The sequence below is a fragment of the Sphingopyxis jiangsuensis genome (genome assembly GCF_016734905.1).
Classification (GTDB): domain Bacteria; phylum Pseudomonadota; class Alphaproteobacteria; order Sphingomonadales; family Sphingomonadaceae; genus Sphingopyxis; species Sphingopyxis jiangsuensis.
In genome coordinates this window covers 1,170,199-1,193,137 of record NZ_JAERPO010000002.1, presented here as the reverse complement: position 1 = coordinate 1,193,137, position 22,939 = coordinate 1,170,199, and the positions used below count along the sequence as shown (strand labels likewise).

29 protein-coding genes are annotated in these 22,939 nt (G+C 64.5%); 6 read left to right on the top strand and 23 right to left on the bottom strand.

All coding sequences use genetic code 11. The features are described from left to right. Positions 1-8: 8 nt before the first annotated feature. The 10 genes from flgK to JI743_RS12405 are packed head-to-tail and all read right to left on the bottom strand — an operon-like array spanning position 9 to position 6,866. The gene (gene flgK / locus JI743_RS12450; RefSeq protein ID WP_201928612.1) at positions 9-1,334 is read right to left on the bottom strand and encodes a flagellar hook-associated protein FlgK; all 1,326 of its coding nucleotides are present in this window, start codon (positions 1,332-1,334) and stop codon (positions 9-11) included. Further along, entirely contained in the window at positions 1,331-1,636 is a 306-nt protein-coding gene (locus tag JI743_RS12445) for a rod-binding protein (protein WP_201928611.1), read from the bottom strand. Before JI743_RS12445 ends, flgK begins: the two co-directional genes overlap by 4 nt. Continuing rightward, positions 1,633-2,748 carry a flagellar basal body P-ring protein FlgI gene (locus tag JI743_RS12440; RefSeq protein WP_201928610.1) on the bottom strand — a complete coding sequence of 372 codons (1,116 nt, stop codon included), beginning with the start codon at positions 2,746-2,748 and terminating at the stop codon, positions 1,633-1,635. Before JI743_RS12440 ends, JI743_RS12445 begins: the two co-directional genes overlap by 4 nt. A gap of 7 nt (positions 2,749-2,755) precedes the next feature. Next, a complete protein-coding gene (locus JI743_RS12435) occupies positions 2,756-3,415 on the bottom strand; it encodes a flagellar basal body L-ring protein FlgH (protein ID WP_201928609.1) in 660 nt (219 codons plus the stop codon). Next, on the bottom strand, positions 3,396-4,184 hold the full coding sequence (gene flgG, locus JI743_RS12430; RefSeq protein WP_201928608.1) for a flagellar basal-body rod protein FlgG: 789 nt from the start codon (positions 4,182-4,184) through the stop codon (positions 3,396-3,398). Before flgG ends, JI743_RS12435 begins: the two co-directional genes overlap by 20 nt. Before the next feature lie 12 nt (positions 4,185-4,196). Further along, positions 4,197-4,940, bottom strand: coding sequence for a flagellar basal body rod protein FlgF (locus tag JI743_RS12425; RefSeq protein ID WP_201928607.1), 744 nt, complete (start codon positions 4,938-4,940; stop codon positions 4,197-4,199). Between the two features lie 35 nt (positions 4,941-4,975). Further along, the gene (locus JI743_RS12420; protein WP_201928606.1) at positions 4,976-5,803 is read right to left on the bottom strand and encodes a flagellar hook-basal body complex protein; all 828 of its coding nucleotides are present in this window, start codon (positions 5,801-5,803) and stop codon (positions 4,976-4,978) included. Between the two features lie 4 nt (positions 5,804-5,807). Next, positions 5,808-6,119: a flagellar hook assembly protein FlgD gene (locus tag JI743_RS12415; RefSeq protein WP_201928605.1), complete on the bottom strand. Its 312-nt coding sequence runs from the start codon at positions 6,117-6,119 to the stop codon at positions 5,808-5,810. 1 nt (position 6,120) lies between these two features. After that, positions 6,121-6,525 (bottom strand): flagellar basal body rod protein FlgC, encoded by a 405-nt coding sequence (flgC, locus tag JI743_RS12410; protein ID WP_201928604.1) that lies wholly within the window; start codon positions 6,523-6,525, stop codon positions 6,121-6,123. 2 nt (positions 6,526-6,527) lie between these two features. Then, a complete protein-coding gene (locus JI743_RS12405) occupies positions 6,528-6,866 on the bottom strand; it encodes a flagellar basal body rod protein FlgB (protein ID WP_201928603.1) in 339 nt (112 codons plus the stop codon). 271 nt (positions 6,867-7,137) lie between these two features. On the opposite strand from JI743_RS12405, the gene JI743_RS12400 reads away from it, so the two are divergent. From JI743_RS12400 to JI743_RS12375, 6 genes are all read left to right on the top strand, one after another. Beyond that, entirely contained in the window at positions 7,138-7,641 is a 504-nt protein-coding gene (locus JI743_RS12400; protein ID WP_201928602.1) for a flagella basal body P-ring formation protein FlgA, read from the top strand. Between the two features lie 169 nt (positions 7,642-7,810). After that, complete coding sequence (gene flgM / locus JI743_RS12395) at positions 7,811-8,116, top strand: flagellar biosynthesis anti-sigma factor FlgM (RefSeq protein WP_201928601.1); 306 nt, start codon at positions 7,811-7,813, stop codon at positions 8,114-8,116. Beyond that, complete coding sequence (locus JI743_RS12390; RefSeq protein ID WP_201928600.1) at positions 8,116-8,421, top strand: hypothetical protein; 306 nt, start codon at positions 8,116-8,118, stop codon at positions 8,419-8,421. The genes flgM and JI743_RS12390 overlap by 1 nt, the downstream gene beginning before the upstream one ends. A gap of 79 nt (positions 8,422-8,500) precedes the next feature. Next, positions 8,501-9,328, top strand: a complete 828-nt coding sequence (locus tag JI743_RS12385) for a transglycosylase SLT domain-containing protein (protein WP_201928599.1) — start codon at positions 8,501-8,503, stop codon at positions 9,326-9,328. Further along, a complete protein-coding gene (flhA, locus tag JI743_RS12380) occupies positions 9,325-11,448 on the top strand; it encodes a flagellar biosynthesis protein FlhA (RefSeq protein WP_201928598.1) in 2,124 nt (707 codons plus the stop codon). Before JI743_RS12385 ends, flhA begins: the two co-directional genes overlap by 4 nt. Further along, on the top strand, positions 11,438-12,184 hold the full coding sequence (locus tag JI743_RS12375; protein WP_201928597.1) for a sigma-70 family RNA polymerase sigma factor: 747 nt from the start codon (positions 11,438-11,440) through the stop codon (positions 12,182-12,184). Before flhA ends, JI743_RS12375 begins: the two co-directional genes overlap by 11 nt. Before the next feature lie 50 nt (positions 12,185-12,234). On the opposite strand, the gene JI743_RS12370 is transcribed toward JI743_RS12375, so the two are convergent. The 13 genes from JI743_RS12370 to JI743_RS12310 form a co-directional block, all read right to left on the bottom strand. Next, a complete protein-coding gene (locus JI743_RS12370; RefSeq protein ID WP_201928596.1) occupies positions 12,235-12,735 on the bottom strand; it encodes a winged helix DNA-binding protein in 501 nt (166 codons plus the stop codon). Positions 12,736-12,761: 26 nt separating this feature from the next. After that, complete coding sequence (locus JI743_RS12365; protein WP_236659886.1) at positions 12,762-13,241, bottom strand: hypothetical protein; 480 nt, start codon at positions 13,239-13,241, stop codon at positions 12,762-12,764. After that, entirely contained in the window at positions 13,198-13,566 is a 369-nt protein-coding gene (locus tag JI743_RS12360) for a hypothetical protein (protein ID WP_201928594.1), read from the bottom strand. The genes JI743_RS12365 and JI743_RS12360 overlap by 44 nt, the downstream gene beginning before the upstream one ends. A 60-nt stretch (positions 13,567-13,626) precedes the next feature. Next, the gene (locus JI743_RS12355) at positions 13,627-14,124 is read right to left on the bottom strand and encodes a response regulator transcription factor (protein ID WP_236659985.1); all 498 of its coding nucleotides are present in this window, start codon (positions 14,122-14,124) and stop codon (positions 13,627-13,629) included. A gap of 176 nt (positions 14,125-14,300) precedes the next feature. Beyond that, entirely contained in the window at positions 14,301-15,512 is a 1,212-nt protein-coding gene (gene manD / locus JI743_RS12350; protein ID WP_201928592.1) for a D-mannonate dehydratase ManD, read from the bottom strand. A 101-nt stretch (positions 15,513-15,613) separates the two neighbouring features. Next, positions 15,614-15,988, bottom strand: coding sequence for a glycine zipper 2TM domain-containing protein (locus tag JI743_RS12345; RefSeq protein WP_201928591.1), 375 nt, complete (start codon positions 15,986-15,988; stop codon positions 15,614-15,616). Positions 15,989-16,092: 104 nt separating this feature from the next. Continuing rightward, positions 16,093-16,575, bottom strand: coding sequence for an A24 family peptidase (locus tag JI743_RS12340; protein WP_201928590.1), 483 nt, complete (start codon positions 16,573-16,575; stop codon positions 16,093-16,095). Continuing rightward, positions 16,568-17,356 carry a tetratricopeptide repeat protein gene (locus JI743_RS12335; RefSeq protein ID WP_201928589.1) on the bottom strand — a complete coding sequence of 263 codons (789 nt, stop codon included), beginning with the start codon at positions 17,354-17,356 and terminating at the stop codon, positions 16,568-16,570. The genes JI743_RS12340 and JI743_RS12335 overlap by 8 nt, the downstream gene beginning before the upstream one ends. 80 nt (positions 17,357-17,436) lie before the next feature. After that, positions 17,437-18,366: a tetratricopeptide repeat protein gene (locus tag JI743_RS12330; RefSeq protein ID WP_201928588.1), complete on the bottom strand. Its 930-nt coding sequence runs from the start codon at positions 18,364-18,366 to the stop codon at positions 17,437-17,439. 1 nt (position 18,367) lies between these two features. Further along, entirely contained in the window at positions 18,368-19,348 is a 981-nt protein-coding gene (locus JI743_RS12325; protein ID WP_201928587.1) for a type II secretion system F family protein, read from the bottom strand. A 1-nt stretch (position 19,349) separates the two neighbouring features. Next, complete coding sequence (locus JI743_RS12320) at positions 19,350-20,351, bottom strand: type II secretion system F family protein (RefSeq protein WP_201928586.1); 1,002 nt, start codon at positions 20,349-20,351, stop codon at positions 19,350-19,352. Between the two features lies 1 nt (position 20,352). Then, positions 20,353-21,729, bottom strand: coding sequence for a TadA family conjugal transfer-associated ATPase (locus JI743_RS12315; RefSeq protein ID WP_201928585.1), 1,377 nt, complete (start codon positions 21,727-21,729; stop codon positions 20,353-20,355). A gap of 7 nt (positions 21,730-21,736) precedes the next feature. Beyond that, positions 21,737-22,882, bottom strand: a complete 1,146-nt coding sequence (locus JI743_RS12310; RefSeq protein ID WP_201928584.1) for a CpaE/TadZ family protein — start codon at positions 22,880-22,882, stop codon at positions 21,737-21,739. Positions 22,883-22,939 lie beyond the last annotated feature (57 nt).

Below are 22,939 nucleotides of genomic sequence, written 5' to 3'. Positions count from 1 at the left end.
AGACCCCTTTAGATCGAGCTGAGCAGCGTCTGCATCGTTTCGCGCGCGACCTGAATGGTCCGCGCGGCCGCCGAATAGGCCTGCTGAAAGCGCAGCAGGTCGGCCGCCTCGCGGTCGAGGTCGACCTCGCTGACGGAATCGCGCGCCGCGGCCGCGGCGTCGGCACGCGTCGCCGCCGCCGCATCCTGCGCGCGCGCCGAGGCAGTGGCCTGTGCCTGCGAAGCAAGATGGCCCGACCAGCGCGCTTCGGGATCGCCCGCGCCGCGCATCGCGCCGATCGCCAGCATATTGCCGTTGCTGCCCGACGCATTCGCCGCGGCGACCTGGCCGGTCGTCAGCGGTGCGGCGGTGAGGCCGGCCGCGCCCGTTCCGGTGAACAGCGGCGCGCCCGGATTGCCGTTCGCGTCGGTTCCGGCCTGATGCGCGGCATTGAGCTGCGCGGCAAAATCATTCGCGAAGGTGTCGAGCGCCGCGCGCTGGTCGGCGACATGGTTCGCGGCCTCCGACAGACCGGCAAGCGATCCGGTGGTCATCGCGAGCGGCGCGCCGCCGATGCTGAAGCCGAGCCGTCCGTCCGCCGCCGTCGTCACCGCAATCGGGGTGACGGTCCCGCCGCCGACGAGCAGTTCGCCCGAGCCGGTAACCCGCAAAGTCGCCGCGCCGCGGTCGTCGAAGGTCGCGGTGACACCGGCCTGTGCCGACAATTGATCGATCAACCGGTCGCGCTCGTCGAGCAGGCTCGCCTCGTTCGTCGAGCCCGGCCGCGCCTTGCGAAGCCCGATATTGATCTGTTCGAGCGCGTCCAAATTGGTGTTGAAGCGGTCGACCTCGGTCGTTGCCGCCCCGGAAATCCCGTCCGCCATGCCGGAAAGCTGGCCCGAGGCCGAACGGAACCCCGACGCGACATCGTCGACCGAATCGAGGAATTGCGCGCGCAGCGTCGCATTCGACGGGTCGGCGGTGAGCAGGTCGGCGGTCGTAAAGAGCTTGGTCAGCCCCGACGAAATTCCGTTATTGTCGTTGCTGAGCGCGCCTTCGACCTTTTCGAGCCAGCCGAGCCGCGTCGACGCGCGCTCCGCGTCGCTCGACGAAATGCGCGAATCGGCGATCAGCCATGCGTCGACCGACCGGTCGATTCCGCGAATATCGACGCCGCCGGGGCGCACGCTGCCGCGATAAAAGACCGAGTTTCCACCGCCGACCGCCTCCATCAGGTCAAGCCGGCGCCGCGCGTAGCCCGGCGTCTGGGCGTTGGCGATATTGTCGCCGACGGTCGCCATCGCGCGCGAATAGGCGCGCAGGCCGCTATAGCCGATGCCGAGCAGGTCGGTCACTGCACGCCTCCCCCGCCTGCGCCGAGCTGGCTGCGAAACTGGCGCTCGACCATGTCGGCGATGCCGAACTGGCGCATCGCGGCGATGCTGTCGGCGGTTTTCGCGTCGGCCATTTCGCGGAAATTGTCGGTCGCGCTCGATCCGAAAATATCCTCGCCGAGTTTTGCCTGGCGCATCGACGCCATCAACTGGCGCAGAATCACCGCCTCGAAGGCTTCGGCCGCCTTGCGAAGGCCGCCGTCGCCGCCCCCGGCCGCAGCCGGAGCGGGGGTCGAACCGATAGGGGAAATGGGCGTCGTCATATGATCACCAGTTCCGCTGTGAGCGCGCCGGCCTGGCTCAGCGCCTCGAGGATGGCGACAAGGTCGCCGGGGGGAACGCCCATGCGATTGATCGCATCGACGAGTTCGGAAAGCGATGCCGTCGGATTCACCATCATCACCGGGCGATATTCCTCTTCGACGCTGATCTCGCTCGACGGCTCGATCGCGGTCTGCCCGCGGCTGAAAGGTGCTGGCTGCACCACCGTCGGCGATTCCTTGATCGAGACGGTCAGCTTGCCCTGCGTCACCGCCGCGGTCCCGACGCGGACCGCGCCGTTGATGACAACCGTTCCGGTGCGCGCATTGACAATGACTTTTGCAGGCGGTTCGGCGCGGTTTACCGTCAGATTCTCGATCTGCGACATCAGCCGCATGCGTTCGTCGCCGTTTCCGGCGGTGCGAATGGCGATGCTCGCGCCGTCGATCATCGAAGCGCTACCCGGGATTGCGGCGTTGATCGCGTCGGTGACGCGCTTGGCGTTGGTTGCGTCGAACTGGTGAAGGTTGAAGGTCAGCCAGTCGCTCGTGGCAAAGCCGGTGTCGACCGCGCGCTCGACCGTCGCACCGCCGGCGATGCGCCCGCTCGATGGCACGTTGACCGTGAGTTTCGATCCGTCGGCAGCGCCGACGCCGAGGCCGCCGATGACGAGATTGCCCTGCACCATCGCATAGATCTGGCCGTCGGCGCCATAAAGCGGCGCAAGGACGAGCGTGCCGCCGCGCAGGCTTTTCGCCTTGCCGATCGCCGACACGGTGACGTCGAGCCGCTGGCCCGGCTTGGCGAAAGGCGGAAGCTCTGCCGTAATCATCACCGCCGCGGCATTCTTGAGCGCGGGATTGACTCCCGGCGGCAAGGTCAAGCCAAAGCGCGACACCGCACCCTTCATCCCCAACGTCGAATAGTCGAGGCTGTCGTCGCCCGTGCCCGCAAGCCCGACGACGATGCCATAGCCGGTAAGCTGGTTCGCGCGCAGGCCCTGGAACTGGCCCATATCCTTGATCCGCTCGGCGGATGCGGGTGCGGCAAAGCCAAGGCTGGCGAGCAGCAAGGCCAGGAGTGCGAAGAGGGCGGGACGTTTGGTCACGGTCATATCCTCGTCAGAAGGGACTGATGATCGAGAAGAAGCGCTGCAGCCAGCCCTGCTTGCTCGCGCGGGCGATCTCGCCCTTGCCGGTGTAGCGAATGTTGGCATTGGCGACGCGCGTCGACAGGACGCGATTGTCGGGGCCGATATCGATCGCGCGAACGATACCCGAAATCTGGACGCGCTCGTCGCCGCGGTTAAGCGTCAGCAGCTTCTCGCCTTTCACCAGCATCGTGCCGTTCGGATAGACTTCGGCGATCGTCACGCTGACCTCGCCCGAGAGGGCGTTCGATTGCGACGCGCTGCCCTTGCCGGCAAATTTTTGCCCACCGCCCATCGCGATGTCGCTCGGGTCGAACAGCGACAGCGGCCCGGTCGACGGCGGCGTCAGGCCGACGCTGCCGTCGCGCTGCGTGCCCGCCGCCGTGCTTTTGGTCGCGGTGGTGCGCTCGACAAGCTGGATCGTGATGATGTCGCCGACCTGCCCCGCGCGCCCGCCCGAAGTGAGCGGAACATAGCCGCTCTGGAATATCGAGCCATTGGCGGGCGGCGCCGGCGGCGGAGCCGGCAGCGAGACCGCAAAGGCGTCGGGCGGCAGCTTGTCCTTCGCGAGCGCCGAAAGCGGCGCGCACGCAAGGGCGAGCAGCAGCAGGTTACATGGTCTGTGCAGCATTTTTCATCATCTCGTCGGTGGCCGAGATCATCTTGGAATTGACCTCGTAAGCGCGCTGCGTCTCGATCATGTCGACGAGTTCCTCGACGACATTGACGTTCGATCCTTCGAGCATTCCGCCGCGAAGAAAGCCGCGGCCTTCCTCGCCCGCGGCGCCGACCTGCGGCGCACCCGAGGCGGCGGTTTCGACAAGCAGATTGTTGCCGACCGCCTGCAGCCCCGCGGGGTTGGCGAAGCGCGCCAGTTCGAGCCGCCCGAGCTCGACGACATCGGCCTGCCCCGGAACGCTCGCCGAAACGGTTCCGTCCGCGCCGATCGTGACGCCGGTGGCATCCTCGGGAACCTGGATCTGCGGCTGGACCGGCTTGCCGTCCGACGTCACGATCGTGCCGTCGGGCGCGCGACCGAAATTGCCCGCGCGGGTATAGCCGATGCGCCCGTCGGGCATTTCGACCTGAAAATAGCCGGGACCGTCGATCGCGACGTCGAGGCCGTTGCCCGTCGTCGAGAAATTGCCCTGCGTATCGATGCGCGCGGTCCCCGACAGCGCGACGCCGGTGCCGAGGTTGAGCCCGGTGGCGTATCGATTGTCGGCGGCCGACGGCGCGCCGGGCGCGGTCATCATCTGGTAGCTCAACGTCTCGAAGCTGGCGCGGTCGCGCTTGAAGCCCGTCGTGTTGACGTTGGCGAGGTTGTTCGCGATCACCTGCATCCGGAAGCCCTGGGCATCCAGACCGGTTCGTGCGACGTGCAAGGCACCGAAGCTCATCTCATATTCTCCTTATCGGGGCAGCTGCATCAAATTGGCGGTCGCGCTGTCCATGTCGCGCGCGTCGCCGATCATCTTGAGCTGGGTATCCCAGCTCCGGCTCGCCTCGATCATCTCGACGAGCGCGGTGGTGGCCGACACATTCGATCCCTCGATCGAGCGTGTTATCAACCGCGCCTCGGGGTCGTCGGGCAGAATGCCGCCGCCCTTCACGCGGAACAGGCCGTCGAGTCCCTTGACGATGTCCGACCCGGCGGGGGTTGCCAGCCGCAGCCGGTCGACCTCCTGCGGATTTTCGGGATCGCCGCCGGCGGGGACGACCCACACGCGGCCCTCGGCATCGATGCTGATCCGGTCGGCCGGCGGGATCGTGACCGGCCCCTGTCCGCCCTGAACGGGGCGGCCGTCGCCGGTCGTGAGGAGTCCGCTCGACGAGAGCTGCAGGTCGCCGCGCCGCGTATAGGCTTCCTCGCCATTCACGGCCTGCACGACGAGCATTGCATCGCCCGCCATCGCAACGTCGAGGTCGCGCCCCGTCGCCGTGACCGTTCCGGCGCGCATGTCGGCGCCGATCACCTCTTCGGATGCCATCGCGCGCGTTCCGTGACCGCCGCCGTCGAGCCACAGCGTCTGCGCCTCCGCCATGTCGGCGCGAAAGCCGGGCGTCTGCGCATTCGCCAGATTGTTGGCGATTGCCGTCTGCCGGGCCATGCTGCCCCGCATCGCGGTAAGGCTGGTATAGATGAGACGGTCCATGCTGGATCTCCCGGCAATCGGTCAGTCGCGTGGCATCAACGCATGTTGATGATGGTTTGCGAGATTTGCGACGCGCCTTCGATCGCCTTGGCGTTGGCCTGGAAGTTGCGCTGCGCACCGATCAGCATCACCAGTTCCTCGGTGATATCGACGTTCGAGCGTTCGAGCGCGCCCGAGCGGATGGCGCCCATCGGTCCGTTGGTAGCGGCATCGATGGTCGGCGGGCCGCTTTCGCCCGTCGACTGCCAATGCGCGTCGCCAACGGGGCGCAAACCTTCCATTGCGGGAAAGGTCGCCATCGCGATCTTGCCCAGAATCGTATCGCTGCCGTCGGTGAACGTCGCGGTGACAAGGCCATCGAGACCGATCGAGACATTGACGAGTTCGGCCGTCGGATCGCTCGGCGACGCCGCGGGAATGACGAAATCGAAAGCGCCGGCAAGCGTGTTGTCGGTGACATTGCCGTTGGCATCGACCGGAAGCAGCTGCAGCTTGGCGCCGGTCGAATCGACGACCTGGTTGTCCGGACGCTTTGTGAAAGATCCGTTGCGCGTATAGGCGACCTGCTCGCGCGGCGGCTCGCCGCGAACGACGAACATGCCTTCGCCGACGATCGCCATGTCGAGCGTTTTCTCGCTCGATTCATACGAACCCTGCGTGAACTGCTGGGTGATGCCGTTGAGGCGCGTGCCCTGGCCGGCGATCATCTTGGTCGACTGGGTCGGCGACGATGCGAAAATGTCGCCGAACTGCGCCTTGCTGCGCTTGAAGCCGATCGACCCGGCGTTCGAAATATTGTTCGAGATGACCGACATGTCGGTCTGGGCGGCCTTGAGGCCCGAAAGCGACGTATAGAATGACATGGATTTATCCTTCCTGCGGGTTGGTCTGGGGTGCCGGCTGCGGGTTCGCGGCCTTTAATTCCTTGAGAAGCTCGGTCTGGGCAGCAAGCTGCTCCGAAATCTGCTGGAGTGTGACGTTGGTCTCGCTGATCCCGGCAAGGCTCGAAAATTGCGCCATCTGCGCAACCATCTCCTGGTTATCGACCGGGTTGAACGGGTCCTGCTGCGAAAGCTGCGCCGTCATCAGGCGCAGAAAATCGCTCTGGCCCAGCATCTGCGGCTTGGTGGTCGTGGTGGTCGTGGTCGGGCTTTGCCCGGAAATGGCGCTCACGCTCATATTATTGTCCCATCCTGAGAGTTTCGTTGATCAAGCCCTTCGCGGTTTCGAGGACCTGGACATTGTTCTGATACTGGCGGGCGGTCTCGACCATCTCGACGAGCTCGGCGGCGCTATCGACCGCGGCCTCCCACACATTGCCGTCGGCGTCGGCGAGCGGATTTGCCGGATCGTGGCGTTTCGACGGCGCCATTTTCGACGTCGTCACCTGGTCGACCTGGACCGTCGCGCGGCCGTGCGCATCCATCACGCTGCGGAACACCGGTTTCAGCGAGCGATAGGCACCGCCCTCGCTGCCCGACACCGTGCCCGCATTGGCGAGGTTCGACGCGGTGGTGTTCAATCGGACGAGCTGCGCCGACATCGCGCGCCCGCTGATGTCAAAGACGGAGAAGTTGCCGTTCATCGTCACTCTCCCTTGATCGCGCGCGTCAAAGTGTTGACGCGGCCCGAGAGGAAGGCGAGGCTCGACCGATAGGCGAGCGCGTTTTCGGCAAAGGCGGTCTGCTCGGTCGCCATTTCGACGGTGTTGCCGTCGAGCGAAGGCTGGACTGGGACGCGATAGCGCATCGCGCCTTCGGTCGAGCCGCCCTGCTGCGCCAGATCGAGCGCCTTGGCGAAATCGAGGTCGCGCGCCTTGTAACCCGGCGTTGCGGCATTGGCGATGTTCGACGCGAGCATCATCATGCGCTGGCTGCGCAGCTGGAGCGCGGTCGCATGCATGCCAAACAGCTTTTCGGTTGCCATCCTCTTGTCCTTCTTTCACCGCCGATTGGCCCGAACGGCCACAGCGCGGAAAAACACGCAAGGATAGATGCAATCACCGTGCCAAACTGATTTATATGTTGTTTTTCAATAATTTGATCTAGTTTCCAATAGCCCTGCCCCGGCGCCCGCCATGCGCTCGTCAAAAATCCGACGCGCGCGCCTGGTTCCGCGGATCCGTCGGCGGAAAACAGGGCTTGGCACGCATCGTGCACAATTGGTTGCAATGGATTTTGGATCGAAGGAGAGAGTCATGATCCGCAGCATGATTGTCCTTGGCGCGACATTCGCTGCCATCGGCGCAACCGCGCAGGCCCAACAGGCGACGCAGGATTGGCAGACGGTGGATATGCTGACGCAGGCGGTCGCTGGCGCAATGGGCCGCACCGCAACGCCCGTCGACCGACGCATCAAGCTCGCGCGATGCCCCGAACAGGTTGCCGTGACGGCGAGCGACGCGCAGACGCTTGCCGTGCGTTGCGCGTCGCTCGGCTGGCGCCTGCGCGTCGCGATGACCGGACCCGCTGGCGCAGCGCCGGTGTCGGCCGCCTTCGCGCGGCCGGCGCAGAGCGCCCCCGTTATCCGCCGCGGCGACAATGTCCGCGTCACCATCGACGCCGCCAATTATTCGATCAGCTACGCCGCCGTCGCGACCGAGGACGGCCGGGTCGGCGAAACCATCGCGCTGCGCGGCAGCGACGCCAAGTCGATGCTCAGCGCCATCGTCGTCGGCCCCGGAATCGCGCGCATGCCCTGACGCACACGCCGACAGTCTGGTTGCACCCCGGCCCGGCGGCCGTCGAATTTCCGACGCCGCCGGGCTTTTTTATCTTTTTTCGCCCGCCGCCTTAATCGCGGACTGCGCCAACCGTTAAAGCTCTCTGAACAAGGCCGTCACTTTTCCGACGGCATGGATGGAGGCAAAGATGGCAGGTGACGACAAACTCAACCTGCAAGTCAGCAGCATCAGCCGGATCGCCCCGGCGCGCCGGGTTGCGAACGGCAGCGAGAGCCCGTCGGTCGCGACGGCACGCGCGGTCGGCAATGCGCCGGCATCGGTGCCCGTGACGCGGCTGACCAGCCTGGCGAAGGAGCTCGGCGAGCAGGGACCGCCGGTCGATCATGCGCGCATTGCGATGCTGCGCGACGCGATCGCGAGCGGTGCCTATACCGTCGATGCCACCCTGATTGCCAATGCCGCCGTCCGCTTTCACCAAGGCAGCTCTAACTGATGCACAGCGAACTCGACGATATGCAGGCAAAGCTCGACGCGCTCACCCATGCGCTCGACGGCCACGATGCTGGCGAAATCATCGCCGCGACCGAGGCGCTCGCCACCGCCGCCATCCTCGTGCGCAGCGCGGCGGTCGTCCCGGGACAGGAGGCGCGCGCGCGCAGCCTGATCGGCAAGACGCTTGCGCAGCTCGAAGCGGCGGCGATCCGGGTCAACGTCCTGAAAAACTGGACGCGTCAGAGGATTGACAGAAATCACGAGATCCGCGGGATGACGCCTCGAGGGCCCGCGCTGACCTACTGATATACGGACCTTTTCCGACACTTTTTACCGAATGGCACGATGATTGCTTTTGGTTCGCTGAACAGCGGAACCAGAGCTTATGAACGCCATAAACAATCCTGCCAGCGCGATGCGCGTCGCCGCCCCCGTCCTCGACGCGGTGCAGAGCGCGTCGGCGCGCACCGGGATCGACTTTGACTATCTGGTCGATGTCGCGCGCGTCGAAAGCCGTTTCGATCCGACCGCAAAGGCCCCGACTTCGTCGGCGCGCGGACTGTATCAGTTCACCAAGCAGACCTGGCTCGCGACATTGCGGCGCCACGGCGCCGACCACGGCCTCGGCTGGGCGGCAGCCGCAATCGCCCCCGACGCGGCGGGACGCATGCACGTTGCCGACCCGATGCTGCGCGAACAGATATTGGGACTTCGCGACGACCCCGCCGCCGCCGCCACGATGGCGGGCGCGCTGACCGCCGACAATCGCGATCATCTGGAAAGCCGCATCGGCCGTGCCGCCGAACCGGTCGACCTTTATCTCGCGCATTTTCTCGGCAGCGGCGGCGCGGCGAACTTCCTCGCCGCGATGAACGCCGATCCCGACCAGCCGGGCGCACCGCTGATGCCCGAGGCGGCCGCGGCAAACCGATCGGTTTTTTATGCCGAAGGCGGCCGCATGCGCAGCCTGTCCGAAATCCGCGAACGCTTCCGGGCCAAACTCGAAGAGGGCGGCAAGGACGTGAACTTCAAGTCGCTGCCGACATCGCAGTGGCACGCCGCGGCGAGCAGCCGGAACGGCATTGCCGGAAACGGCAGCGGCCGCCCGCCCCTCCAGATGATGGAATTTCAACCCATGCCCAGGAAATTGTCGATGGGATTCGCCGCCGACGCCTATCGCCGCCTCGCCGCCGCTTCGGGTGAACGCGCATGACCGCCGGTGTGAACCTGCGCAGCATCGCCGCGATCGCCGGCGCGGCCGCTTTGCCGGTCGCGATGCTCGTGGTCGTCGCGCTGATGGTGATCCCCGTATCGCCGCTCGTGCTCGACATCAGCTTCGTTCTGAACATCATGATCAGCCTCGCGATCCTGATGGTCGCGTTGCAGGCCTCGAAGCCGCTCGATTTTTCGGCCTTTCCGACGGTGCTCCTGCTCGCGACGCTCTTCCGCCTTGCGCTGAACGTCGCCTCGACGCGCGTCGTGCTCGTCCGGGGGCACGAGGGTACGCACGCCGCAGGCAACGTCATCGAGGCCTTTGGCCAGGTGCTGATCGGCGGCGATTATGTCGTCGGCCTGTTCGTTTTCGTCGTCCTGTTGATCATCAACCTCGTCGTCATCACAAAGGGCGCCGGCCGCGTGTCCGAAGTGTCGGCGCGATTCACGCTCGACGCGCTCCCCGGCAAGCAGATGGCGATCGACGCCGACCTCAACGCCGGCCTGCTGACCCCTGAAGAAGCCAAGGCCCGGCGCCAGGAAGTCGCGACCGAGGCCGACTTTTACGGCTCGATGGACGGTGCATCGAAATTCGTGAAAGGCGACGCGATCGCGGGCTTGCTGATCTTGTTCGTCAATATCATCGGCGGCCTCATCCTCGGTGTTTTCACCCACGGGCTCAGCTTCTCCGAAGCGGGCGGGACCTATGTCACGCTCGCGATCGGCGACGCGCTCGTCGCCCAGATCCCGGCGCTGCTGCTGTCGATCGCCGCGGCGGCCATCGTCACGCGCGTCGCGTCGCCATTCGACCTTTCGGGCCAGATCGGCAGCCAGTTTGCCTCGCCCGCAATCTGGATGGCGGTGGGCGGCATCCTCTTCATCCTCGGCCTCGTCCCCGCGATGCCGCAGATGCTGATCCTGCCGGCAGCGGCGCTGTCCTTTACCATCGGATGGCAGATGAAGCGCGCGGCAGCAGCCGCGGCGGCGGTCCCGCCGCCCGCCCCGCCGGCGCCCGACCCGCACCTGATCGAATGGTCCGACGTCAGCGACTCGAGCGCGTGTCAGCTCGAAATCGGCTACGCGCTCGTCGCGCTCGTCGACGACCGCAAGGGCGCGCCGCTGATGGGCCGCATCACCGGGATCCGCAAACAATTGTCGAAGGAACTCGGCTTCATCGTTCCGCCTGTGAAGGTGAGCGACGATCTGTCGCTCCCAGGCAACGCCTATCGCATCGCGATAGCCGGCGTGATCGTCGGCGAGGACGAGGTCTATCCCCACGAAATGCTTGCGCTCGATTCGGGCGATCTGGTCACCAAGGTCGCCGGTCGGCCGTGCAAGGATCCGACCTTCGGGCTCGATGCGCTGTGGATTCCGAAAGCGTCGCAGAACGACGCGATCGCCGCGGGCTATACCGTCGTCGACCCCGCCACGGTCGTCGCGACGCATCTCAACAACAGCGTCATCGCGTCGGCGCACGAATTGTTCGGCATCGACGACACACAGGCGTTGATCGACAATCTGAAGGCGCATTATCCGCAGCTCGCCCAGAATCTGTCGCCCGGCGGCTATACGCTGCCGCGCGTCGCGGCGCTGTGCAAGGCGCTGCTCGTCGAGCGCATCCCCTTGCGCGACTTCCGCAAGATTGCCGAGGCGATGGTCGCGCTGTCGGCGCAACAGCTCACCGATTCCGACCTTGTCGAAGCGGTGCGCCAGCGCATCGGCGCGCTGATCGTCCAGACGATCGTCCCCAGCCGGATGCCGCTGCCCGTCGTTACCTTCAGCCCCGAGATCGAGGTGCTGCTCAACCAGGCGGTGCGCGCGAACCCCGGCGCCGAATGGCCGTTCGAACATGGAATGGCGATGAAGATCGTCGAACAGATCGGCGAGGCCGTGGAGCCGTTGCTGCTCCAGACGCGCAGCTTTGCGCTCGTCGCCTCTCCCATCTGCCGGTCGGCGCTGTCGCGGCTCGTCCGCGCGACTTTCCCCGACGTCGCCGTCATCTCTTACCTCGAAATTCCCGCGAACAAGGCGACCGAGATCGTCGCGACGATCGGCGCCGAGCGTCCGCGTCTCGCGCTCGGACCGGACGCCCAAATGGAGGATCAGCCGCATGAATATTGAGCCCGCCGAGCATTTCTCCGGCGCGACCGGGACCGCCTTGCGTCCGCACGGCTATGCAGCCAATGTCGAGCGGTTGATCGAGGAATATGCGCCGCTAGTGCGCAAGATTGCGTGGCAGGTGTTTTCGCGCATTTCGCGCACGGGCGAGCTCGACGACCTCATTCAGGCAGGGTTGATCGCGCTGATCGAAGCCGACCGCCACTATGAGGAGCGCGGTTTCGCCTTCGCCACCTATGCGACGACGCGAATCCGCGGCGCGATGATCGACCAGCTTCGTCGCGAGGCCGATGTCGGACGTTCGGCGATGGTCGCGGCACGCCAGCTCAATGCGACGCGCGCGCAGCTCGAACAGCAATTGCGCCGCGCGCCCAGCCCCGCCGAAATGGCTGCGGCGCTCGACCTGTCGGCCGACGATTATTTCGCGCTCGAACGCAACGCGACGCACGGACGTTCGACCTCTCTGGACGAAATGATGGAGAGCGGCACCTTCCTGCTCGCCGACGAACGCCTCGGTGCCGCCGATGCGTGCGAGCAGAGCGACCTGCTCGACGCGCTGCGCCAATGCATCGAGCGGCTCGCGGAGCGCGAGCAGCTCGTGCTCCAGCTCTATTTCTTCGAGGAACTGAACCTGCAGGAAATCGGCCTCGCGCTTGACGTCAGCGCCGCGCGGGTATGCCAGATCAAGCGCGATGCAATGGCCAAAATTGACAGCATGATGCGCGAGATGACCGAATAGGAGTGGCCGGGACGGCGACCGACCAGCTGGCCGCCGCCCCTGCCATAGGATCAGGCCGCCAGATTGCTGCTGTTGCGCAGCGCGACGCCAATCTTTTCGAAATAGCTCGTCATGCGTTCGGTTCCGTGGTCGGTCAGCCGGACGATCGTCCGTCGCCGGTCGCGCTCGTCGGTCGAGCGGCGTACAAAGCCCATCGTCTCGAGCGAACCGATCATGCGGAGGCCCGACGAGAGCGGGACGCCTGCACCGGTTGCCAGGTCGCTGGCGCTGAGAATGCGGCCATTTGAGGCGGCGAGCATCAGGTCTAGCAGCATGTCCCAGACCGGACCCGAAACCTGCGGGCTGCCGAAATGATGTCGGCGCAAACGCCGAATCTGGATGTTGAAAGCCAACTGGTTCACCAGCACGGCGCGCGACGCGCCGGGGTCAGTTGCAACTCCGCCATCGCCGACCGTCGGCACGGCGGTGCCGCTCCGGCCCGCGAGTAATTCGTGGATCTCGTCGATCCGCGACCTGAGTTCGACAATTTCGTTGTTCGAGAATTGTTGCATTTTCTCATCCATCCGGGAGACGCCCGTCAGGTCGCAACATCGCCTTTCCGCCTGGTCGAACCCGCCGCGTAGAGGATCAGCAGCAGGATCGGATAGGAGATATAGATGGAAAGCAGCGAATAGGGCCGCGCCAATATCTCCGAAAACATCATCTTCTGGATATGGGCAAAAATGGAAATCAATTGCCAACCGGTAATCCAGTAAGGCCAGAATCGCTGCGTCTTCAAGGCAATGAACCAGAAGCTGAGCAGCACCAGCACGTCGATGATGAAGATATTGGTTTCTATATCCGTCCAGGTCGGAAAAGGAGCGAGGACCGAAGTGAGAATCGAAGCGATCAACGCCGTATAGGCTGCCCACCTTTCAAGGGGACCGCCGCGCTTCGCAGCGACGGCCACCGTGACGAGCAACACCGTATAATAGATCGCGATCGACCACATTGGACTTGATTGATCCAGCTTGTCAGGAAGCCTTGGCGAAGGGCACGACTGCACCATCTGCGCCATCGTCCGTCAGCGTCGCACTGGCCGGGGCCGGTTTCACGCCGGCACCGAACATCCGCGTGCCGAGGCCCACTTCCTTCTGGGTCACGGTCAGCGAGAGATGCGCATCGGTCAGAAGCTGGCGCACTTCGCCGGCAGCCGCGAGCGCATGAGCGACTTTGGCCATCGCTTCCTGGCCGACAATTGCCGACATGTTGGTTTCGCGGCGAACCGTCGGAAGCGTCGCGGCGAGTTGCGCGATGCAGATCATCGTTTCGTCGATCGCATCTTCGGCCTGGTGCAGTTCCGCAGCGATCTTTTTCGCCGCCGAAAGTCGTTCGTTGAGCATCATCTTATTCCTTGCAAGAGAATGCCACCGGTTCCCCCCCGCAGCATTCGGTTCGGACAGTCAGATCATTGCCCGGCCCAGACCGACAAGGATTGAATAGAGAGCGGAGAACGCCAAAATCGTCGCAAAGGCGATCAAGATTGGCCAGATTATCCTTTCCATCAACCCGTGCCGGTTGGCCGGCTGGGACGCGGTAGGAAATGGCGTTCCGATATCGAAAAGCCGCCGAAACGAACCGTGCCCTGCATCGGCATCGGCATCCGGGGGGTCGTCGCCTAGGTCGATCGATTGATATGTCAACGATTGATAGGGGGTAACTTGATCAAAGGCGCCGTTAAGCGCCAAGATCCGAGCTGCTTCTATTCTGTTGGAAACATTCAGTTTTTTCAATGCCTGTCGAACGCGTTCGTCGACAGTGTGCGGCGAGACCCCCATGACGCGGGCGATCTGTTTCGAATTTTTATGTTCGTAAACGTAGCGTAACGTTTCGATCTGCGCCGCCGAAAGCAGGCCGAGATAATTGTCAGGGTCGCCTTGCACGCCCCCGGCATAGAGCATCACGAATCGAAATCAAGTTGCGCAGCGCGGCGATTCGCGCTGTCGGGGACGCCGACAAGTGCGGCTTTGTCACAAAAACCCTTATGTGCAGAAAGCGGCGAATGCGGCGTGCCATAACGAGCCAATGGAAGAGACGGTCGACGATTATCGTGCGGGCGGCGTCAAAGCACGCGACGCTACCAGCTCCACATCGTCCCGTCTTCCAGCCGGTTCACGGGCAGATAGGCACGCCGGTATGGATGGGCAGCCGCGAGCCTTTCGTCAATGTCGACGCCGAGCCCTGGCGCGTCGCCGGGATGGAGCATGCCATCGGCAAAACGGTATCCATGCGGGAACACCGCGTCGGTGTCGTCACTGTGACGCATATATTCCTGGATACCGAAATTGGGAATCGCAAGCCCGAGGTGAAGCGCCGCCGCCATCGTCACCGGCGACAGGTCGGTCGCACCATGACAGCCGGTGCGGACGTGATAGAGGTCGGCAAGCGACGCGATCTGCCGCATATGCGTAATCCCGCCGGCGTGCAGCACGGTGGCGCGGATATAATCGATCAGTCGGTTTTCAATCAGCGCCTTGCAATCCCAGATCGACGAAAAAATCTCTCCGACCGCAAGCGGCGTCGTCGTATGCTGGCGGATCAGCCGAAAAGCCTCCTGATCCTCGGCCGGCGTCGCATCCTCGATCCAGAAGGGGCGATAAGGCTCCAGATCCTTTCCGAGCCGCGCCGCCTCGATCGGGGTCAACCGGTGGTGGACATCGTGAAGGAGGTGGACGTCCCAGCCCAGCGCCTCACGCGCCGCCGCAAAGAGTTCGGGGACGACGCGCAGATATTTGGCGGTCGACCAGAGATTTTCGGTCGGAAGCTCCGCATCCGCGGGCTCATAGAAATATTTGTCCTTCGACACGCCATAGGTCGAGGCCATTCCGGGAACGCCGCACTGGAGGCGGATCGCCTTATACCCCTGCCCCTGGTAATCGAGCGCCGCCGCAATCGTGTCGGCGATCGTCTCGCCATTGGCGTGACCATAGACCATGCAACCCGCGCGCGACGCGCCGCCGAGCAACTGATAGACGGGAAGGCCTGCAACCTTCCCCTTGATATCCCAAAGTGCCATATCGACAGCGGCGATCGCCGCCATCGTTACCGGCCCACGCCGCCAATAGGCGCCCTTGTAGAGATATTGCCAGATATCCTCGATCCGGTGCGCGTCGCGCCCGATAAGGCACGGCACGACATGGTCCGCCAGATAGCTCGCGACCGCAAGCTCGCGACCGTTGAGGGTCGCGTCGCCGACGCCGGTAGTCCCGTCGTCGCATACGACCTTGAGCGTCACGAAGTTGCGCCCCGGCGATGTGACGATCACCCGGGCCGATGCGATTTTCGGCATGTCATATCCTGCAAATGGCTCGATGCCGTCAGATAGTTTTTGCCGCGCGAATGCAACCGCCAATTGCGGCCCAGGCGCACGCCACCGTCCGCGTCAGATAATCATCGGCACTTCAAGTCGCCGCGGTCGATCGCGCGCCCCAGCAAGCCGCCACCCGCCGCGCCGATGATCGTGCCGACCGTCCTGTCGCGACCCGAATCGAGCTCGCGCCCGACCAGCGCGCCGACCGCAGCGCCGATAATCAGCCCCGTCGTGCCGTTGTCACGGCGGCAATAATAGCGGCCGTCGCTCCCCCGCCAGATGCGATCGCCGCGCGACAGCCTGCGCGGTTCGAGGTAGCGCCCTTGGCTATCATATCGAATTTGCTCGTTCGCGCGCTTTCCGTGCGCCGGCGCCCACGGCGGCGGGTCGGCGAGCGCGGCGGCAGGGGGCATCAAGAGCGCCGCGACAAAAGCCGGAATGAGAATTTTGCGCATCGTGGCTGCTCCTTTGACGCTCGCTCCGACCTGTATCCTCTGACGACAACGCTGAAAGCGACAGAAGGTTTCCGGCAGCAATTCCGAACCGCGCGCGCCAGCGATCAGGGATAAACCCGGAAAATCGCCGCTATCCCGCCCGCCGCAATTGCAAGACCATAGGCGATCTTTCGGTCGAACAGGCGGGTCCTGGATGCTTCGCCCGACCCGAACCATGTCCGCGCGATGTGCCACAGCATCCGCACGACGACAATCAAGGCGCCGACGAGCGTTGTGACCAGAAGCAGAAGCCAAGCCTGTCCAAGTGCGAACCACAGCGCGATCGCCGCATAGAGTTTCGCATCGCCGCCGCCGAACCAACCGAAGCGGAACAACATCATCCCCGCGACGAGCGCGATCGCAAAATGCGCGCCGTGCGACCAGAACGGTGCAGCGAAAGCAAAGCCCGAGAACCAAGCCGCGACGAACAAGGAGGCAATGATCGCCGGATAGACGTTCGGAATCCGGAACCGGCGCATATCGGACCAGGCAGCGAGGATCAGAACGACCGAAAACGCTGCCTTGAACGCCATATTCACGTCAATCATGTCGCTGAGAAACCTTTGCATATTGGCGCCACAGGTCGGTGTCGTAGCGCGGACGCGCAACGAGTGCCTGGGCGTACAGCGCCTCGGCGAGCGCGGCGCGTCCACTACGCTGCGCGCCACCTCCGGCGGCCTCCAGGCGGCGGCTCCACAACGCATCGTCGTCCGCGCGGCCACGGACCGGCATGACGCCCATCATGCCCTTCGCATGATCGAGGTTGAGCGCGACATCGACGCGACCTGGCGCGACCTTGAGGATATTCGCCAACAATTCGGCCGCGCCTGCCGCGTCGTCGCTTTCGATGAGAGCGACCGCCAAATCGTTGCGAATCTCGACATCGGCTGGCGCGATCGCAACCGCCGACTGCAGCGACTGACGCGCCCGATCGGCGCGACCGCTCGTCAGCTCGGCCTGTCCGCGGAGGCGCCAATACACGCTTTGGGCGCCGCATTCCCGCTCGAGCGGGTCGAGGATCCGACTGGCACGATCCGGCGCCTCCAACTGCAAATAGGTCGATGCCCGCGCAGTGGCCACGCGGCAGGCCAAAGGTGACTCAGCGGGAATAGCGGCCAGCAGGCGAAGCGCTTCGGCGCTATGGTCCCCCTGCAACAGCAAGAGTTCGGCGCGCAGAAGCGCTGCGATGGGTTCGTCCTCTATCGCGATGTCGGACGGCAAGCGATCGAGCAGCGCCTCGGCCTCGATCAGCCGACGGCCCTGAAGCGCACGATCGGCGGCCTGAAGGAGTTCGGACTGTGCGATTGTCGACGCTGGGTCGGCAGCCATTGCGCCGCCTGCCGTCGCCAAGATCGACAGCATCGCACCGACCGCCCCCCAGAGTTTCCCTCGCGTTCGCACATCGGCCCTCAGGCGATTCCGTCGGCCCCGAAGGCTGCACGCCACAGGGCGGCAACCTCGCTCGGCGCGACGCTCTTGTTGAGGTGATCGAGATAGGCCGCGACGAGTCCGAGATACTCCTTGTTGCTCACGGCCGGCGATGGTTCTTCGCCCGCCGCGGGTTCATCGACGCGGCAAAGCGAACCGGCGGGACGCGCTGCAATAAAGACTTCGCCGACACTGATGCGAAACATCGCCATCGGCGCCCCCGCAGGTACCGCCGTTTGCGTCCGCGGTTCGCCTGAGCAAACAATCGAGACCTCGTCACGCACGGCAGCCGGTGCAAGAACGGGGCGCGGCGACACATCGAGCCCGGCCTGCACGCGGAGCGGTCGCAGCGCTGCACCGAGCGGGCTGATCGCCGCAAACACCGGCTGCGGGCGAACAGGGTCGGACTCGGATACGTCCCCATCGCGCGCGGCGGGGGCCTCGTCGGCCTCGTCGGCCTCGACGAGCGCCCGCGTCGGCGCCGAAGCGACGGGCGGGGCCGTCGCCAGCAACACGCGCCGCTTTTCGGCCTGCCCCGACGATTGATAGAAGCTGGCAAGGTTGCGCTGCGTCCGCTCGTCGCCGGGACGCGCCGCAAGCGCTTCCTGAAAATACCGCTCGGCAAGGTCGCGGCGACCGATGCCGTCATAAGCGATGGCCAGTCCGTTCAGCGCGTCCGCCGCCAGTTCCGTATCCTGTTTGGCGGCTTTGAACAGCTCTATGGCGAGGCCATATTGGCGTGCTGACAGGAATGTGCGCGCACGCGCGAGCGAATCGTGCGCCGACAGATTGGCCAGAACGGGCGCGTCGCGGGTCTGCGCAACGCGCGGTTCGAACTTCGGGCCCGTGGCGCAAGCGGAAAGCGCAGCGCCAGAAATCGCAATGATGGCACCTGTCCTGAATTTGGTCATGTCAACCTCCCCCCGCAAGCGCCGGCGCGACTTCGCGAATGACGCGGATGACCGCCGGCAGCATGAGCACCCCGATCATCACCGGCAACATGCAGGCAACGAGCGGGATTGACAGCAGCACCGGCAGGCGATGCGCTTTTTCCTCGGCGCGCATCCGGCGCTTCTCGCGCATTTCGGACGCATAGATGCGCAATGTCGTCGCGATACTCGATCCGAGCTTGTCCGACTGGATCAACAAGGTCGCAAATGCGCGAATTTCGTCGACTGCGGTACGGTCGGCCATATGGCGAAGCGCTTCCTCGCGTCCGGCCCCTGCACGCAGCTCGAGCGTCGTCATCGAAATCTGTTCGGCGACGAGGGGATGCGACGTCACCATCTCGCGACCGACCCGGTCGAGCGCCGCCTCGAGCCCCATTCCGGCCTCGACGCAGACGAGCATGAGGTCGAGACAGTCGGGAAACCCGTTCAGGATTTCCTGCCGCCGCCGGTCGGCCTTGGCCGTCAGGAACAGGCTGGGGACGAACAGCCCCATCGCGGCGAAGAAGGCGCCCTGCAAATAGAGGCTGAACAAGGACTTCGGCTCATCGGACATCATCTGCGGCAGCACGACCAGCGACGGGATGACGAAAATGAGCAGGATGCGAACGAGCGTATAGACTTTGGGCGCATGTGGCGAGCGATAGCCGGCGGCGATCATCTTGCGCCGCAAGCCCGGCGCGTCCGAATCGACCAGCGACAAGCCGCTCCGCTCGATCCTTGCGGCGAGCCGCGCCCACGCGCTGTCGGTCACGTCGGATGTCCGCAGCCCGTCGCCTCCTCCGGCGGCTCCCGTCAGCACCGTGTCCGATTCCAGCCGGCCGAGCACCTGCTGCCGGTTGACGATCGAGCGCGCGACGATGAACACCAGCGACGAGACGACGGCAAACAGGATGACGAGGAAAGCGATCCGGAGATAAGGCGACGAGGCGAGAATTTCTGCCATTTTATACCTTCAGGTCGACCATGCGGCGGATCGAGATGAATCCGATGAGATAGAGCAGCACCAGCCCGACAAAGCCGATCGTGAAGATTGGGTCGGTCGCAACGTCGAGATAGAATCCGGGGTTCGTCAGGAAGAGCCCGACAAAGGCAAGGATCGGCAGCGCGGTCAGGATGATTGCCGTCATCCGGCCTTCGGAGCTCAATGCGCGCACCTTCATGAACATGCTCGCGCGGTCGCGAATGACCCGGCTGAGATTTTCGAGAATCTCCGCAAGATTGCCGCCGGTTTCCATCTGTACCGACACCGACACGACGAACATGTGCATGTCCGGCAGCCCCCAGCGTTCGGCCATGCGCGCCAGCGCCTCGCGAAGGTCGAGACCAAAGGCGATTTCGTCGCTGACGATACCGAACTCGGTCCCGATCGGGTCCTCCATTTCCTCGGTCAGCAGATGCAGCGCGGAGGGAATCGGGTGGCCCGAACGCAGACCCCGCACAAAGATATCGAGCGCGATCGGAAACTGACTTTCCATACGCCGCCGCCGCGCATCGGCCATGCGCGACAAGATCATCCAGGGAATCAGGAAAGCGACCGTGATGCCAAGCGCGGCGGCAAGCTGGGCAACCCCCGCGGTGATCGGAAAGCCCGACAGTCCTGCCCCGACCAGAATGAGGAAAGCGATCGTGACCGCGCCAACCGTCATATAGGCGATGACTTGCAGCTCCGACGCCTGGACATTGGCAGCGTTGAGCGTGCGGCGCACCGACTTCAACAGCTCGGACAACCAGGGCGGCGCCCCTGCCAGCCCGCGCGGGACTTCCTTGCGGAGCGCGGACGTCACCACCTCTCGGTCCACCCCGGCCTCGATCATCTGCAGGCGGCGATTGACCGCGCGGCTCTTGCTTTGGCGTTCGACGAAGGTGCCGACAGCAAATTGGGCCACCAGAACGACCAGCGCGAAAAGCGCCAGCATGGTCATGAAACGGAGGACGGTGTCGCTCATATCAATCGATCTTCCGGTCCGGACGGAACAGGTCGCTGGGCAGGTCGACACCATGCGTCGAAAGCGTTTCCAGGAATTTGGGACGGATGCCCGTCGCCTCGAAATGCCCGATGACCCGGTTGTCGGCATCGCGTCCCGACATGCGGAACTGGAAAATATCCTGCATGGTGACGACGTCGCCCTCCATGCCGGTGATCTCGGACAGGCTCAGCAGGCGGCGCCGGCCGTCGGACAGGCGGCCGATCTGGACGACGACGTTGATCGCGGACGCGATTTGCGCGCGCGCTGCACGCGCAGGCATGTCGATGCCGCTCATCCCGATCATCTGCTCGATACGCGATAGCGCATCGCGCGCCGTATTGGCGTGGACCGTCGTCATCGAACCGTCGTGCCCGGTGTTCATGGCCTGCAGCATGTCGAAGGCTTCGCCGGCACGCACTTCGCCAACGATGATGCGATCGGGACGCATGCGCAGCGCATTCTTCACGAGGTCGCGCTGCGAGATTTCGCCCTTGCCTTCGATGTTCGCCGGCCGCGTTTCGAGCCGCGCGACATGCTCCTGCTGCAACTGGAGTTCGGCCGAATCCTCGATGGTCACAATACGTTCGCGTTCGTCGATATAGGAGGAGACGGCGTTGAGCAGCGTCGTCTTGCCCGAACCGGTACCCCCCGAAATGAGTACATTCCGCCGCGCTTTTACGATGCCCGCAAGCACCTCTGCGACCGCCGACGGAACGCTTCCCAATTCGATGAGCCGTGTCATGTCGATCGGAATGCGCGCAAATTTGCGGATCGAGAGCAGCGAACCGTCGATCGCCAGCGGCGGCACGATCGCATTGACGCGCGACCCGTCGGCGAGGCGCGCGTCGACGAACGGCGACGATTCATCGATCCGCCGTCCGACCGCGCTCGCGATCTTCTGGATGATCCGAAACAGGTGCTTCTCGTCCTTGAAGCGCGTCTCGGCGCGCTCGAGCAACCCGCGGCGTTCGACGAAGACGATGTCGTGACCATTGACAAGAATGTCGGTTATCGTTTCGTCCTGAAGCAGCGGCTCGAGCGGCCCCAGCCCCAGCAATTCGTCGAGAACGTCGCTCACCATCGCGCGGCGTTCGGTCGCGTTGAGCGCCATCTGGTGGCGGTTGAGAATATCGGAAATCACCACGCCCGCTTCGGATTCGACCTGCGCGCGCGACATTTTTTCGAGCTGCGCCAGATTGATCTCGTCGAGCAGTTCGCGGTGGATCTGCACCTTCAGCGACAAAAGGTCCGCATGCCGGTCGTCGCGCCGATCGCCCGCGGCGGCGGCCGCGTCGGACAGCGTGATGCCCGACGCGGCGTCCGCCTTTTCATTCTTCTGTTTCTGAACCTGCCACATCGCGCGATCAATCCTTGTCGAGTTCGTCGCCGATCAGTTCGGCAAGCGCGGCCAAATCGGTCGCGACCCGATTTTTCCTTGCGATGCTGCCCACCAGCACCCCCTGGTCCTGCGCCGACTGCACGACGGCATAATCGCTGTTGACGGTCGCAAGGATCGGATAGCGCAGCGCCTCGGCCGCATCCTGAACGCCGATCGTCTTGAACAACCGCTTTTCGACGCGATTGGCGACGATGCGGATACGCGACCGGTCGATCCCCGTCTGTTCGAACAGGTTGAGCCGCCGCCGCGCCTGTCGCAGGCTGCCGACCGACAGGTCGATCACCAGCACGATCAGGTCGGCCTTGTCGATCGCCGACAGCGTCCAGTTCGCCCAATTCCCCGGCAGGTCGAGCACGACATGGTCATATTCCTCGCGCACCAGCTGAAGCACCCGGAGGAGTTGGTCGGCATCGACCGACTCGATCGGCGCGATATGCTCGGGTGCAGCAATCACCGCGACGCCTTCGCTGCCGTGCGCGGCGACCGACTGGATGAGTTGCCCGTCGACGCGCCGTCCGGCGGCGAGCAGGTCCTCCATCGTCAGCGTCGCATTGGCGCCCAGATAGGACGCCGCATTGCCGAACTGGAGGTCGAGATCGACGAGGCACACCCCGTGCGGCCCGCTGCGCGCGTGCAGATAATGGGCAAGGTGCGTGGCAACGGTGGTCGCGCCGATCCCGCCGACGCTCTGCGCCACCGCAACGACGGGGGCGAGGCGGGCATTGGCCGCAGCCTCCGAGCGGGTGACTTCGGCGAGCAGGTTGTTGACGACATCGCTGAATTCAGCGCGCTGCAGCGGCAGCGAGATGAGGTCGCCGACGCCCTGCCGGATCAGCGCGCGCGTCGTAGCAAGATCGGCGTCGCGCATCGCCACGACCAGCGGCAAGGTCGGCCGCCGCGCACGCAGCCCCGTCAGCCGCTGCATCGACCGCGGATCGTCGCCGCGCAGTTCGACGACAACGAGTTCGGCATCGCCGATCGCATCGAGCGGAATCGGGTCGCCGGGGTCGACATGGACAAGCGCAAAGGGAAGGTCGGGACTGTCGTTATGCGCGAGTGACGAACGCGCAAATTCCGCCTCCGAAATGAAAAGCTTGATCTTGCAGTTCAAGTTCAGGGATCCATCTGTGACTGGAGAGCCGATATATTCTTTCTTTCCCACATCCCG